Raw genomic sequence first — 12,892 nt, 5'->3', positions numbered from 1 at the left:
TCTAGTACAGTCGGCTGGAGCTGAGTATTACTTTGACAGTTCAGCTTCTACTTCCTCTTTTGTCCGACCAGATCCGAGAAGCGCAGCAAACCTTCGGCTACCGGGTGAGGACTCCAGCAGTACTTTTATGCTGATGGTCAATGGAACTGAGAGCAGCATGCCAATGGGACCCAGTAACCAGCCCCAGATCAGTAACGATAAAAAAACGACCATGGATGAAAGGCCAAGCCCTTTACCCAAAACTCTGGGCTCAAGCATGTTACCAATCAGCATGTTGATCGCGAAATAGCCTGTTGAAACAAATATCGCTTCAGAAAAACCCAGTTGCAGCAAAGTGATTAGAATACCGGGTATCGCCGCCAGTATGGAACCAATGTTTGGAATAAAGTTCAGGGCAAAAGCCAGAATGCCACCGAGCAGGTAAAAGTTAACCCCTTGTGACCATAGCATCAGAGCGACCAGCAATCCGGTGAGCAGACTGATTGCCGTCTTCAGGGCAACATAATGATTGACCGAGGCAACAAATCTTTCGAGATCTTTCAGTTGCTGGTCCGGATTGGGCATGGCGCGGACCAGCTTATTTTTTAGCAGCGGAGCCTCGGCCAGCATGAATATAACCGTCAGAAAGATCAGAAAAGCATAACTGGTGGCACTGCCCATATGACTTAGCATGGACGTTAAAAAGCCAAACAGGGACGAGGTATCCAGTGGTTCAGTGATGGATTTCAGATCCAGATTAATGTTGCGCTGTGCCAGTGTGTCACTGATCTGATGGAACATATCGATCATTTGCCGCTTGTACCCTGGCAGTGCCCTGGCAAATTCCTGTAACGCACTGCCAATGGAAGCCACAATCATCATCATAGTAATGATAAGCACCGAGACCACCAAGAAAATACCCAGCACCCTGGGAATATGCAGTCGGCTCAAGGCATTGATAGCAGGGTTCAGAAGGATCGCCAGGAAGTAGGAAAACAGCAGGAGGGAGAGTATTTCACTGCCCAGACGGATACCGGCAAGAATGATCACCAGTGAAGCAGCTGTCACTAAATAGCGACTAATGTTCTGTATTTCGGCTGATTGCATACTTGACTCTTGCTCCTTTTGCATATGTTCAAGACTCAAGATCTGACTCCTCTGCTTGCAAAAATTGATTGTCATCATCGTTGCCAGCCATGAAGAGTCCAGGGCGAATGCTACGCCGATCCACCTTGGCTAACTTAGTAAGAAAGTTGCCGTCATTCTACTAAAATGCTTTCTAAACAGGCTTGCCTGGATGTATCGCAGATGAAGCCGCATTAGGTCAAGTCGAGCTTAATCCTGGCAAAGGGAACATCGCAATGACTATATACAGCATTTTGAGGAAACCATCAAAAATAAAGTTGTGCCTGATCTCATTACACAGGGTGCCAGGGCCATTGGACTGGTCTTGGTATTGTCGTGCAAATTAAAAAGTCGATCATGCACTAAAATCCAACTATGTGGGGCTAAAGATGATTAAAAATATCTCATGCTTGTTTTTAATATCAATGATCGCATTGACATCTAACCTTGCCTTCTCTGGCAATTGCACAATAGTCACAAAGACATATGTAGAAAGTCTCAAGAACGGTAACGAATGCAATGGCATACTGCCATTATTCAGCAACAAAGATGACTTGGTGTATTCACCCAAATATGGAGAGATTACAGCTAAAAACTTATTTTGTCATAAAGACAAAGATGTCAAGTATGATGTCGTTAATCAACAGCTTTTGAATGACTGCGTGTTAAGTTTAACTCTGAATATTGAGGGCATTAATAACTCATATGTTGATGTTTTTGTACTTGATGAAAATGGGAAAATCAAATCTTTATCCATTTTTCCTGACCCATCAACATTGTAATTGACATTCACTCCCACCGCTACGTGGGTGGGCGTCAGGTCTTGATCCTGCTGCTTTTGGTTATGTTTGAGATTCAAGACCCGATCCCGCTGCTGCTCACGGTAAACCTGAACCCGGTCTCGGAATGAGTGGGTCCGGAAATTTAAGGGGAGCGAGTCATCAGGTGTTCAGGTAACGACTCAAAACGTGCTGTTTGAAGTGATCTGCATTCAGTGGCTCGCCAGTAGCCTTAGTATAAAGTTCGTGGGTTTCCAGCTTGCTGCCCTGCTGCCAGATGTTTTCTGTCAGCCAGTTAAATACCGGCTCCAGATCACCATTAGCGATGCGACTTTCTACATCGGGTAATTGTCGTTTAACAGCAGCAAACTGCTGGGCTGCATACATGGCACCCAGAGTATAACTCGGGAAGTAACCAAAAGCGCCCATTGGCCAGTGAATGTCTTGCATGCAGCCGGTGCTATGCTTTTCGCCGGTGGATAGACCCAGGTAAGCCTGCATTTTCTCATTCCAGATCTGGGGCAGGTCATCCACCTGCAGGTCTCCTTCGATCAACGCCTTCTCGATTTCATAACGCAGGATCACATGCATGGGATAACTTATTTCATCGGCATCAACACGAATAAAGCCGGGCTTTACCCGGTTGTAGATCTTCTCAAGATTGGTCTGGCTGAAACGTTCATCTTCCTGACCTCTTGCCAGATGTTTCACGATCAGAGGCCTTATCAGATGCAGGAACTGGGGGCTGCGGCCCAGTTGCATTTCAAAAAACAGACTCTGGCCTTCGTGGACCCCCATGGAACGATAAGAGCCCAGCGGCAGCGCCCTCAGATCTGCCGGAAGATTCTGGTTATAGCGGGCATGACCTGTCTCGTGGATGGTTCCCATCAGGGATTCAACGAAGTCTCGTTCGTTATAACGGGTTGTGAGGCGAACATCTTCCGGAACCCCTCCACAGAATGGGTGAACACTGACGTCCAGTCGGCCATGGTCGAAGTCAAAACCCAGCAGTTTCATTACATCCAGCCCCAGGGCTTTCTGGCTTTCAGTCGGGTAGTGGCCCTGACTGGCTATCAGAGAATCATTTTTTTGCTGTTCGACAACGGTTTGCAGGGTTTCTGGCAGCCAGCTCTTGAGATTGCCAAAAAGAACATCCAGCTCTTTTGAGGTCATACCGGGTTCATAAAGCTCGAGCATGGCATCGTAGCCTTTGGCACCGGAAGCAGCGGAGCGGATACTGGCTTCTTCACGGGCCAGTTTGACGACTTCTTTCAGGTTTTCGGAAAAGCCTTGCCAGTTGTTTTCCGGGCGCTGGGTTCGCCAGGCATGTTCGCACTTCGAGCTGGCCAGAGACTGAGCTTTGACCAGATCTGCTGGCATGACCGAAGCCTTTCTCCAACTGCGTTCCATTTCCCGGATAGAACTTTGTATGACCGGGTCGTCAGCTTTTTCCCGGGCTTCCTGAAGCCATTGGCTAACCTGTTCTTCAGTCAGCAGTTGATGTATCAGGCTGGAGAGTTCTGCAAGGGCTTCAGAGCGGGCCTGGTTGCCCCCGGAAGGCATCATGGCTGCCTGATCCCAGCTCGCCATGGCAGACAGATGTTGGAAACGGTAAAGCTTGTTGAAACGTTCTACAAGATGGTTGTAAGCCTGGTTCATAGTTCTGGTTCCATTGTTTTGGTTATTGTAACGGTTGAATTCTGTCGAGTAATCATCCCGGCTTTTGGCCGTTGACAGAGCGAAGCTTCATCCAGTGCAGAATGGTTATCCTATACTAGCAGCCTGTCGGACTTAAGCGTCCGTAGCGAGGATTGCAAGAAATTGAGGATAAAAATCTCTGTTTCTGAGGAGAATAGCGACCTATTTGACGAAGAAACAGGGATTTTTAGACCAATTTATTGCAACCACACGACTGCATGGATGCAGGAGCTAGAGCAACGCAGGAGCAGTTGCCGCGTAGGACAGTCTTAAGTCCGACAGGCTGCTAGACTCCTTTTTCTGTCGGCTATTTATTACGGGTAAGATGGAGTCTGAATTTATGCCAAAGCCGTTTTTTCTGACTGTTTCAAAACCTTATTATCACAAATATAAAGTAAAACGCTTTGTGCTTTTGTGCGCTGTTCTCTTTGCTCCTGCAGCGATTGAGGGTGTCGCAAAACTCTGGTTCCCATGCTTCAGCGTAGGAAACCATACCTTGGCTCACGCTGAAGAGTCCGGTTTTCAGGAAGGGGTGTGCATTCCCGCGCAGAGCGTGGGAACAAGTTGTTGGAGTTTTGCGACACCCTCAGTCAGCGGGCAGGTGTCTGATGAAGACCCTGCTGTTTGTCAAAAATTTCAACCACCTGAGAGCAAGTCAGGACAATTGGTCGACTGGCTGTTGCGCAATGGCTACGAAATGAAGGAGCAAGGCTGTTGGCAGACCTATATCCAATTGGGCCCCCAGGGGATGCAGGAAGCGGCTATGCACTCGCGTTTTCAGGACCGGGTTCGAATTGCTCTGGCGGTGGCTTCCATTTACTTCTATCAGGGTGATTATGACCAGTCTCGCAAAGTGGCTGAGGAAGCCAGCAACTATGCTCAGGAGCACGAAGAGTGGGATGGATACATTGCCAGCCTGGCTCATTTGTCCGGGGTGGCCAGGGCTCAGGGTCGGGACGAGGCGGCGCTTGACTATACCAAAAAAGGCATGGAAGTGATAGAGAAACACCAGCCCGTTGACCCGTACCTTAAGGCTACGACGCTTTATAATCTGGGTGCGTTTCTCAGTGATTCGAATAAACCTGATCTGGGTCGTGCCAGAATAGCATTGGTGAGATCTCTTGCCCTCTATCATCATCTGAAAAATCATTACGAAATCGTCCGTACACACTTGAGGTTGGCAAGAATTGATTACCTTGAAGGTGACTACGACAGTGCTCTGATTGTTATTGAATCTGTAAAAAAACTTGAAGCCCTTGCTGGGGCTGAGAGTCCACGTACCCGGATGCTAACTCACTACATGGCGGCAAAAGTTCATCATCGTCTGGAAAATTGGGACACGGCGAGAGCGGAAGTCCTGAAATCACTGGCTCTGTCTGATCGCATGAATGCCAGGGAGGATGGGAAAAGAGCAAGAGCTTTGCTGGCTGCGATTGATAATAAGACTTTCGTTAACGATTAGTGCAGCTAAGCGTTAATATCCGTACCATTTCAACTTGCTCCCATGCTGCTGCATTGGAGTGTGACCAGCTCCCCGTATGCATTCCCTCGCAGAGCATGGGAACGAGAAGATCGTGTTTAGCCATCACTGTGGCGGTTTTTCAGTTTATTATACAGAGTTTCAGAATAGGCATTTGACACCAGCTTGATATATTCATTGACGGCAATTTTTCTGAGTTCATTCGTGAACAACAAAGAACCAATAGCGGCATCCGAGATCAAATTAGTTGTAATCTGTCTTCCTTCTTTTTTGAACTTCTCCAGTTTTTCTCTTGAGTCCCAGATGGATTTATTGACTTTCTCTCTCACGGCACCCCGACAGTTTGCTACAAACTGGCGTTCTTGCTCGGGAGTAAGAGCAGGTAAAGATACATTGCTGTACTGAATCTTTTTTGCCACCAGCTCGAGTAATTCAGAAAAGTTTTTACCACCTGGAAAAAATTGCTGCATTCCTGCCTGAGACAGGTTGAGTACAGGTGAACTCCCCATTAGCTTTACCATTTTAATCCCGTCTTCACCCTTGAATGACTCGGGTTTTCCTTTAATCCCCAACGCAAGCTCCCGGGCTGCTCTGAAAATAAGACCGGCATTGTCAGAATCACCTCCCATACCTTCAATCCAGTCTTTTACGGCTTTTTTAAAGAAGCTATGGGATATCTTCTGGCGCAAAGCAGTATGATCCTGACCGAACTGAACATCAAAGTCAGTCTGATAAGCAGTGTTAGAAGCGTTCAACCCGTTTCTTCCTATTAGATAGGAACGCAGATCATTTACCAACATAATCGAATTCGATGCTTTATCGAATTGAAACACCAATGCATCACTCGTATAATCAACAGCATCATTTTCAGGCTCTTGTGCAGAATCTTTCTGTGGAGGCAGCTTCAACGCATTTAATAGCAACAGAGCCTCTTTTTCGGTTATTTTGTGCGTTGCGGGGTCATACCCCTGAGAAAAAAAGCATCAAATACCTTATTGACGTCAGCGTCAGGAAAAGCATTCTGAAGTGCAGCTTTGAAACTATCATTGACCTCAACACGCGTTGGCTCTTTATGCTTTGGCCTGAACAGTCGGCCAATCCATGACGTTTTCGGAACAATCTCACCCGATTTGGAATTATAACTAACACATTCTGTGAGATACGCTGCTTGATGCTTATCCGTCTCCGTCTCAGAAGAAAAAGCAGATAAAATAGCCCGGGAAAAGTGAACCGGGGCACGCTTACTTAAAACCGGTGAAGGGGCCGTGGCTACCACATCCCTTGCCAAAACACTTTTCCCCTCCAAGGTAGAACCAGGGGCTTCAGGCGATGGAGTATATCGCCGGGAATTGTCCACCGAACTGACCCGATATCCAAATATTAGTGCTTTAGCAGCCCTGCTAACCGCAGCAATACGACTCTCGCCTTGATCCAGAGTCATTCTGTAAGTATGCTTGCACCCCTCCATACGACCCATTGGCTTTTGATCCATTGGTTTATCATCTTTGTATTCACCTTATAATGCTGTATCGGCTGAAAACTCAGGTGGATTAAGTGAGTGAGACTTTCGTTAACGATTAGTGCAGCCAAGCGTTAATCTCCGTACCATTTCAACTCGCTCCCACGCTGCTGCATCGGAGTGTGACCAGCTCCCCGTATGCATTCCAACGCAAAGCGTGGGAACGAGGAGAAACGAGTAACTGCTTGAATGGTTAGAAGGTTCTGAGAGCAACAATTCTTTTTTGGACACTTGATAAACCTTGAATGTTATTCAACTGAAAAGCTTCAATGCTGTCCTGGTGTTGTTCCTGAACTTTGGTCAGCTGGATACCTGCATTAATATTCCAATATCTGATTTAAATTACCTCGGCAGTAAACCAATAAACTGACCAAGCAATGGGCTCGTTTATTCTAGCAGCCTGTCGGACTTAAGACTGTCCTACTGCGGTTGCAATAAATTGGTCTAAAAATCTCTGTTTCTTCGTCAAATAGCTCGCTATTCTCCTCAGAAACAGAGATTTTTATCCTCAATTTCTTGCAATCCTCGCTACGGACGCTTAAGTCCGACAGGCTGCTAGTCAACAAACTTTTGGTTTCTGCAATTTTTTATTAGAACAAGCCGGTTAGAAGCTTCAGCCCTGTTAGAAAAAGGCAGATGTATAAAACCTTGTAAAAAAAATCAGTAGAGATGGTTTTAACCATCTTCATTCCAAGCCAGACACCCAGAGGGCAAACAGGTAGCAACAAAGAAGACAGTAGCAGGTTATCTGGGGTGAACTCGCCAAGGGCAGCATAGGCAGGACATTTGACCAGGTTGAGAGAACCAAAAAAGATCGCCATGGTGCCTGCCAGAAATTCCTTTTTAAGCTTCAACGGCAGCATGTAAACACTCAGGGGAGGTCCCCCGGAGTGAATGCCGAAACTGGTGAAACCACTGACGGTTGACCAGAAGATACCGGACAGTGTTCCCGGCTTGCGGGGTGAGTGAAAGTAGTGACCGAACCATTGCTTCAGGCAAAACAAAATGGCAATGATACCGATCATGCCTTTGACAGCCTGTTCACTGAGGGATGCAAACACCATCAGGCCCAGCAACAGGCCGAACAGGCCAGGAAAAATAATGATCTTGAACACAGTCCAGTCCACGTGCTTCCGCCATCCCCAGACGGCGAATCCGTCCATAGCTAACAGCAGGGGCAGGAGGATTGCGGCAGCCTGAACGGGAGGCATGGATAACGACATAAGTGGCACGGCAATCATGCCCAGAGCATTGCCCATGCCTCCCTTGCCCAGCCCCGTAATAACGACCGCCGGGATAGCCGTTATAAAGAAGGGCAGCTCTGGTATGGACGACAGCGGTGCTGAAAACATGGGAAAAGTCAGGTGAGAAGTTCGATTTCGTAATCCAGCATTTTATCCTTGTTGAACAGGTAGCGACCGATAAAACTCTTTTTCTTAAGCAACAGCGGTAACCAGTAGCGGTCATCCTCCCACATTTCATCATAAGGAATATCTTTGATATGGAACCACAGGGGAATCGCCTCGTCGGTTTCTTCGGGAATACCATCGTAGTCAGAAGCGGAAAAGGCGTAGACATGAATGGAGTAGCCATCGACAAACTGGAACAGGCATTCGCCATGGAAGGTCATATTCAGCGGGGTGATTTTAAGTTCTTCCTGAACTTCACGCACTGCGCACTCCAGTGTGGTTTCACCCTCTTCAAGCCTGCCGCCGGGCCCATTGATTTTACCGGCTCCCAGTCCGCGCTTTTTACGAATTAAAAGAATATGGTCACTTTTAACGATAAACGTCAGGGTAGCAGGATCCTGCGCTTTCCAGCTTTCCCAGTCGATGTCGGACAGTGTTCTGGCGGTTATGGGCTGCATGTCAGGCTTTTGCTTTGTCGATATCTCAAAGTCCCAAGTATAAAGCAGAGCTGAAAAAGATGGCGGGTTAATTTTTTCTCTTTATTTAAGTTGCGACAGTGGCAGCAGTGTCAGAGTGTTGGACCTGAAAGCCCCGGTGTCAATAAAGTGGGTATTACCGAGGGTTGTAGGATCTTCGACAATGGTGTGGCCACAGATGATATGATCAACACCTTCAACCCAGTCTGTGTTTCCGGTTTGTACTTTTGTTCTCGACCACATCAATTGCCGGGTCAGTTCCGGATCGGTCTCTATATTGCGCGGATTCCATTGCTTCAATGGGTATTCTGCGTGACAGATCGCCAGTTTGTTGCCATTAGAATGCTCAACGAGTATCAGGTAGGGCAAAGTATCAATCCAGTCGGCATACTCCCCCATTTTTTTTGCAGAAACTTTAAGATGCCAGCGACCGCCGTTGAGGACCCAGTCTGCCAGAATAGCTGATGACTCAGGGTTTCGGGCAATGGTCCTCAGGGTATCTTCGTGATTGCCGCAGACAGGGTGAAACCAGGGTTCATGGATCAGGGAGAGGCAACCGGGCGAATCAGGACCCCGGTCAATCAGGTCTCCAACACTGAAACAACGATCTACCTTAAAATCAAAATCCACACGCTCCAGAGTTTCGAAGAGCAAGTCGTACATGCCGTGTAGGTCGCCGATTGCGAAATCTCTTCCTGATAAGTTGGGTCCAAAGGTTTGAAGAAACATGATAGCTCCTTTGCAGTCCATTGCTTCTGGAGTTAGAAGTAGACACGGGTCGTGTTAAGTTCCTTTGAGTGTTGCCAGACCCGATTTTGGATCAATCTGTATCCCGATGGGTGCTGACCTGAGTATAACCTTCACCTGTTTGTCATTGGCCAAAACCCTGAACGACAGTGGTGTACTCTTGGGCAGTTCGCCGTTTTTTCTTGCCTCGGCAGCGGTATCCAGGGCATTAAGGTAAAAAGGCAACACCTTCTCTACTGTTTCGGCCAGATTGCTGAGAATCATAGCGTTAGCCATTAGCGCAGGTACATAAGTCGGTGTAGCGTAATCGGTGGTCTTAAGCTGAGACTGGATATGATCGACCCAGAGTTTCTTTTTTTCTTCGGGCAACTTGTTGAAAGCTTTCAGCAACTGCTTACCTTCTTCCGGAGTAAAGAGTCTCATCATTGCAGCCAGAGCACCAAGAGCCTCGATTTCCTGAGTCGATAGCCCGCTATTGTTTGACAGGTTCAACCACCAGGCTCGCGCTGTCAGGTAGGAAGGAATGGGATTAAAACCGGGATCTTTCTGCAGCTTGTCCAGTTCTTCTTTGATCTGGTTCATTGCCCGGTAAGTGTTCTCTGTCAGGTAAAGAGAGCCTTTGGCACTGATGTGACCTCTGAAGCCGGCAATATTATCTACCCAGTAGGCATACCAGAGGTTCAGGTCCCCGGGCTTCAGTGTGCCACTGCGAAAGCCCTCTTTCAGAGTGCTGTACATATTCAATGAACCTTCGTCGTACATCATATGGCGCAGATGACTTTCCGGCAGGAACACAATGGTGAATTTACGGCCATCGGAGTGGTATTTACTGGCAACTTCTTTAGCCAGCGGGTAGATACTGGTGGCTTTTTTCGCCGTGACCGAAAGGAAACGGGTACTGTCTTCGGGGAGTTTGGTACCAAGGACTGCAGAGGCCCGCTCCCTCGCGGTCGGTGACAGGGTAACGGCGCTGATGATCGCTGCCGCAGCCAGTGTTTCGTAGGACTCCTCGTCCAGTCCACGAATGAGCGCTGATAGCTGGTTGAAGTGTTCAAGACTCAAGACCGGCTTATCCAGATCTTTCTGAGGCAGGATAAATGCATCGTAGTCCTTTTGTGTACCGGATCTCAGCAACTGCAGTGAATAAAGGCGCGACAGGGCACGAGGGACTTCCGAATGTATATTGGAGGGTAGCTGGTCCGCCGACATTTCAGGGGTGACATTGGGATTGTCCATGACCCAGCTTAGCTGCTCTATCTGGCTGCTGGTAATATTCAGATCCTTACCATAGGTGACGCTGATGTATTCTCTGATCAGGTTGACGGCTTCACTGGCCTGAGCCTGCCAGCCAGGCAGAATCAGCATTAAAATAAAAAGAGGCTTTAATAATGTTTTCATAACTGAAAGGGTAGTGGGTGAGATGCCTAAGCATAGCAACAGGCTTGGAGTTTGCTTCAGGGTTTTTGAATCCGCTTATGAAAATTCCGTCAAGAAACCTGCGTTGACTCTACCTGCAGTTTTATATGAATATTTCAGGAACAGGGCACTATTCAGGAGGGGACAGCATGGCGGACTCCAGAGAGACCATCCGATCATTGTTTGATCTGCAGGCTGAAAACTATATTCAGCAGGACAGTGTTGGCATGCTGGATCATTATGCACCAGAAGAAGAGCTGCTGTTCTGGAGCTCAGAGGGAGCCCAGATTAACGGTCATGATGCCTTGAAGTTTTGGTATGAAACCCTCTTCAACCAGTTCGAAATCCTGTCTGTTAAATACCGAATTGAGTCTGCCTGGGAGGGACCAGACCAGATTTCCTGCAGCAGTACCTGGCAGTTGGAAACCCGGCTCAGGGATGTTGAGTGGGCGGTGGTAGAACTACAGTTTCTGCGGGCGACACACGTTTTGAGACAGTACCAGGGAGCATGGAAAATAGCACATATCCACTCTTCTCCCATTGGCCAGGCCTCAGCCGATTTTCCCGCCAGCTGATGATTCTCCAATAGCAGGTGGTTTTTCTTGTACCAGCCCCGGGGGGGCACAATGGTCTAACCTTGAGTCACTGCTCTTTTTAACCTTCCTGTCTGGGACAGTGGGCTTTTCCCTGACCAACATTAGAGTGACTTATGCGGCGTTGCATTACTGCACCCAGTGAACAGTACAAACTGGCTCTGGCTGTCTCCATGGTTGCTATGCTGGAGCTTTATGGTTTCCTGATCTATGCCCTGATGGCCAGTTATATCGCCGGGCATTTTTTTCCTGCCTCGGATCAGCTGACGTCCCTGCTGGGAAGTTTTGCTGCCCTTGCTGCAAGGTATTTAACCAGACCGTTGGAAGGGCTGTTTTTCGGGCACTTGGGACCTGCATACTATCTTGTGGTCATCGGCATTATCAGTCTGATGGCGGTTCTGGCTCCCTGGCCTGACTACGATATGAAAAAAAATGAATGTCTTGACACAACACTAGCGGAAAAGGGTTGAGATTGCAGAGTCAGGGATTTATGTTCGCTCATGCAGTAAAGCTTCAGATTGCCCTGTGATGAGCCCAGTCGCGCACCGACATCTCGGCTCATTGTACTCATTAGGAAGAAAAAGAGTTTCAACCATGGATAACAATGCGACGCCTGTCTCATTCAAACAAGGACCTTTGTGGGTTGCAGTTACAGTCCTGAGTCTGTTGCCCGCTTTGGCTTTTTCATCAAGCTTCTATGAACAATGCCTCCTGAAACAGGCTATGGAAGCCGATGACCAGATCACAATGGCGGAGATCAGGGCCGTTTGCAGCAAACCCTCCGAAGAAGATGCTCTGTCAGTCGTTGCAGGTGATTCCGATATGGCCCGGGAGGGAGAGAAAAGCGCTTTTGATGAGCGAGTCAGAGGGGAACGTCAGGCATTTGATAATCGTTTCGTGATTACTCCCCATCGGCCCAATTATGTGCTTCCGGTTTCCTGGAACAGCAATGTTAACAAGGCACCGTACAATGAAGTAGGTGAGGAATTGTCGTCAACTGAAATCAAGTTTCAGCTGAGTCTGAAAGCGCCTGTCTGGGAAGGTCTGTGGAATGGTTACGGTAATGTTTATGTCGCCTATACCAACACTTCCTGGTGGCAGGCCTACAACAGCAACTCGGCACCCTTTCGGGAAACGAATCATGAACCGGAGGTCTTTGCAATATTCCCGGTCGATTATTCGGTATTGGGTATGGACTTGAGGGCTGTAGTGGTCGGCCTGTCTCACCAGTCTAATGGCCGGTCGGGCAATCTATCCCGAAGCTGGAATCGGGCCTACCTGAATTTCCTGCTGGAAAAGGGTGATTTTTACATGAGCTTCAAGCCCTGGTATCGAATTCCGGAACCTGAAAAAGATCCCAATAACCCGAACGATACCGAGGGGGATGATAACCCGGATATTGAAAAGTTCATGGGGCATGGTGAGCTTCATTTTGGCTATAAACTGGACGAACACCAGATTTCCATGATGCTCAGAAACAACCTTCGTTTTTCTGATAACAAAGGCGCGGTGCAACTGGGTTGGTCCTTCCCTCTTAATGACCGTTTCCGGGGTTATTTCCAATACTTTAATGGCTATGGAGAGAGCCTGATTGATTACAATGCCAGTGTGAATCGGATCAGTATGGGTGTGATGTTGACCGACTGGTTGTGACAGTGCTTCTTACAACAA

At 47.9% G+C, this 12,892-nt stretch carries 13 protein-coding genes; 5 read left to right on the top strand and 8 right to left on the bottom strand.

Annotated features, from left to right (window positions below):
* Positions 1 to 27: 27 nt before the first annotated feature.
* Positions 28 to 1,086 (bottom strand): AI-2E family transporter, encoded by a 1,059-nt coding sequence (locus tag ACOMG9_RS17815; protein WP_494529194.1) that lies wholly within the window; start codon positions 1,084 to 1,086, stop codon positions 28 to 30.
* Positions 1,087 to 1,493: 407 nt separating this feature from the next.
* On the opposite strand from ACOMG9_RS17815, the gene ACOMG9_RS17810 reads away from it, so the two are divergent.
* The gene (locus ACOMG9_RS17810) at positions 1,494 to 1,886 is read left to right on the top strand and encodes a hypothetical protein (RefSeq protein WP_448217886.1); all 393 of its coding nucleotides are present in this window, start codon (positions 1,494 to 1,496) and stop codon (positions 1,884 to 1,886) included.
* Between the two features lie 159 nt (positions 1,887 to 2,045).
* On the opposite strand, the gene ACOMG9_RS17805 is transcribed toward ACOMG9_RS17810, so the two are convergent.
* Positions 2,046 to 3,542, bottom strand: a complete 1,497-nt coding sequence (locus ACOMG9_RS17805; protein ID WP_448217885.1) for a carboxypeptidase M32 — start codon at positions 3,540 to 3,542, stop codon at positions 2,046 to 2,048.
* Positions 3,543 to 3,921: 379 nt separating this feature from the next.
* Between ACOMG9_RS17805 and ACOMG9_RS17800 the strand changes: the two genes are divergently transcribed.
* The gene (locus ACOMG9_RS17800; protein ID WP_448217884.1) at positions 3,922 to 5,043 is read left to right on the top strand and encodes a tetratricopeptide repeat protein; all 1,122 of its coding nucleotides are present in this window, start codon (positions 3,922 to 3,924) and stop codon (positions 5,041 to 5,043) included.
* Positions 5,044 to 5,159: 116 nt separating this feature from the next.
* On the opposite strand, the gene ACOMG9_RS17795 is transcribed toward ACOMG9_RS17800, so the two are convergent.
* The 6 genes from ACOMG9_RS17795 to ACOMG9_RS17770 all read right to left on the bottom strand — a co-directional run bounded on the left by ACOMG9_RS17795 (position 5,160) and on the right by ACOMG9_RS17770 (position 10,610).
* A complete protein-coding gene (locus tag ACOMG9_RS17795; RefSeq protein WP_494529193.1) occupies positions 5,160 to 5,816 on the bottom strand; it encodes a hypothetical protein in 657 nt (218 codons plus the stop codon).
* A gap of 185 nt (positions 5,817 to 6,001) precedes the next feature.
* Positions 6,002 to 6,553, bottom strand: coding sequence for a hypothetical protein (locus ACOMG9_RS17790; RefSeq protein ID WP_494529192.1), 552 nt, complete (start codon positions 6,551 to 6,553; stop codon positions 6,002 to 6,004).
* 617 nt (positions 6,554 to 7,170) lie between these two features.
* Positions 7,171 to 7,932: a sulfite exporter TauE/SafE family protein gene (locus tag ACOMG9_RS17785; protein WP_422138645.1), complete on the bottom strand. Its 762-nt coding sequence runs from the start codon at positions 7,930 to 7,932 to the stop codon at positions 7,171 to 7,173.
* An 8-nt stretch (positions 7,933 to 7,940) separates the two neighbouring features.
* On the bottom strand, positions 7,941 to 8,447 hold the full coding sequence (locus tag ACOMG9_RS17780; RefSeq protein WP_448217882.1) for an 8-oxo-dGTP diphosphatase: 507 nt from the start codon (positions 8,445 to 8,447) through the stop codon (positions 7,941 to 7,943).
* 81 nt (positions 8,448 to 8,528) lie between these two features.
* Complete coding sequence (locus ACOMG9_RS17775; RefSeq protein WP_448217881.1) at positions 8,529 to 9,194, bottom strand: metallophosphoesterase; 666 nt, start codon at positions 9,192 to 9,194, stop codon at positions 8,529 to 8,531.
* Positions 9,195 to 9,248: 54 nt separating this feature from the next.
* A complete protein-coding gene (locus tag ACOMG9_RS17770) occupies positions 9,249 to 10,610 on the bottom strand; it encodes a DUF6829 domain-containing protein (protein WP_422134766.1) in 1,362 nt (453 codons plus the stop codon).
* A 167-nt stretch (positions 10,611 to 10,777) separates the two neighbouring features.
* Between ACOMG9_RS17770 and ACOMG9_RS17765 the strand changes: the two genes are divergently transcribed.
* The 3 genes from ACOMG9_RS17765 to ACOMG9_RS17755 all read left to right on the top strand — a co-directional run bounded on the left by ACOMG9_RS17765 (position 10,778) and on the right by ACOMG9_RS17755 (position 12,874).
* Positions 10,778 to 11,203, top strand: a complete 426-nt coding sequence (locus ACOMG9_RS17765) for a YybH family protein (RefSeq protein ID WP_422413226.1) — start codon at positions 10,778 to 10,780, stop codon at positions 11,201 to 11,203.
* Between the two features lie 134 nt (positions 11,204 to 11,337).
* Positions 11,338 to 11,691 carry a hypothetical protein gene (locus tag ACOMG9_RS17760; protein WP_422476129.1) on the top strand — a complete coding sequence of 118 codons (354 nt, stop codon included), beginning with the start codon at positions 11,338 to 11,340 and terminating at the stop codon, positions 11,689 to 11,691.
* Between the two features lie 124 nt (positions 11,692 to 11,815).
* Complete coding sequence (locus ACOMG9_RS17755; protein WP_422134763.1) at positions 11,816 to 12,874, top strand: phospholipase A; 1,059 nt, start codon at positions 11,816 to 11,818, stop codon at positions 12,872 to 12,874.
* Positions 12,875 to 12,892 lie beyond the last annotated feature (18 nt).

Source organism: Endozoicomonas sp. PH6C, assembly GCF_059322965.1.
The sequence above is the reverse complement of the archived record's forward strand: the minus strand, read 5'-3'. Positions and strand labels throughout refer to the sequence as shown.

Bases quoted from the DNA above. Each gene is read 5' to 3' on its own strand.
- ACOMG9_RS17765 (WP_422413226.1), top strand. From the start codon at position 10,778: ATGGCGGACTCCAGAGAGACCATCCGATCATTGTTTGATCTGCAGGCT.
- ACOMG9_RS17805 (WP_448217885.1), bottom strand. From the start codon at position 3,542: ATGAACCAGGCTTACAACCATCTTGTAGAACGTTTCAACAAGCTTTAC.
- ACOMG9_RS17815 (WP_494529194.1), bottom strand. From the start codon at position 1,086: ATGCAATCAGCCGAAATACAGAACATTAGTCGCTATTTAGTGACAGCT.
- ACOMG9_RS17770 (WP_422134766.1), bottom strand. From the start codon at position 10,610: ATGAAAACATTATTAAAGCCTCTTTTTATTTTAATGCTGATTCTGCCT.
- ACOMG9_RS17775 (WP_448217881.1), bottom strand. From the start codon at position 9,194: ATGTTTCTTCAAACCTTTGGACCCAACTTATCAGGAAGAGATTTCGCA.
- ACOMG9_RS17755 (WP_422134763.1), top strand. From the start codon at position 11,816: ATGGATAACAATGCGACGCCTGTCTCATTCAAACAAGGACCTTTGTGG.
- ACOMG9_RS17810 (WP_448217886.1), top strand. From the start codon at position 1,494: ATGATTAAAAATATCTCATGCTTGTTTTTAATATCAATGATCGCATTG.
- ACOMG9_RS17780 (WP_448217882.1), bottom strand. From the start codon at position 8,447: ATGCAGCCCATAACCGCCAGAACACTGTCCGACATCGACTGGGAAAGC.
- ACOMG9_RS17800 (WP_448217884.1), top strand. From the start codon at position 3,922: ATGCCAAAGCCGTTTTTTCTGACTGTTTCAAAACCTTATTATCACAAA.
- ACOMG9_RS17790 (WP_494529192.1), bottom strand. From the start codon at position 6,553: ATGGATCAAAAGCCAATGGGTCGTATGGAGGGGTGCAAGCATACTTAC.
- ACOMG9_RS17785 (WP_422138645.1), bottom strand. From the start codon at position 7,932: ATGTTTTCAGCACCGCTGTCGTCCATACCAGAGCTGCCCTTCTTTATA.
- ACOMG9_RS17760 (WP_422476129.1), top strand. From the start codon at position 11,338: ATGCGGCGTTGCATTACTGCACCCAGTGAACAGTACAAACTGGCTCTG.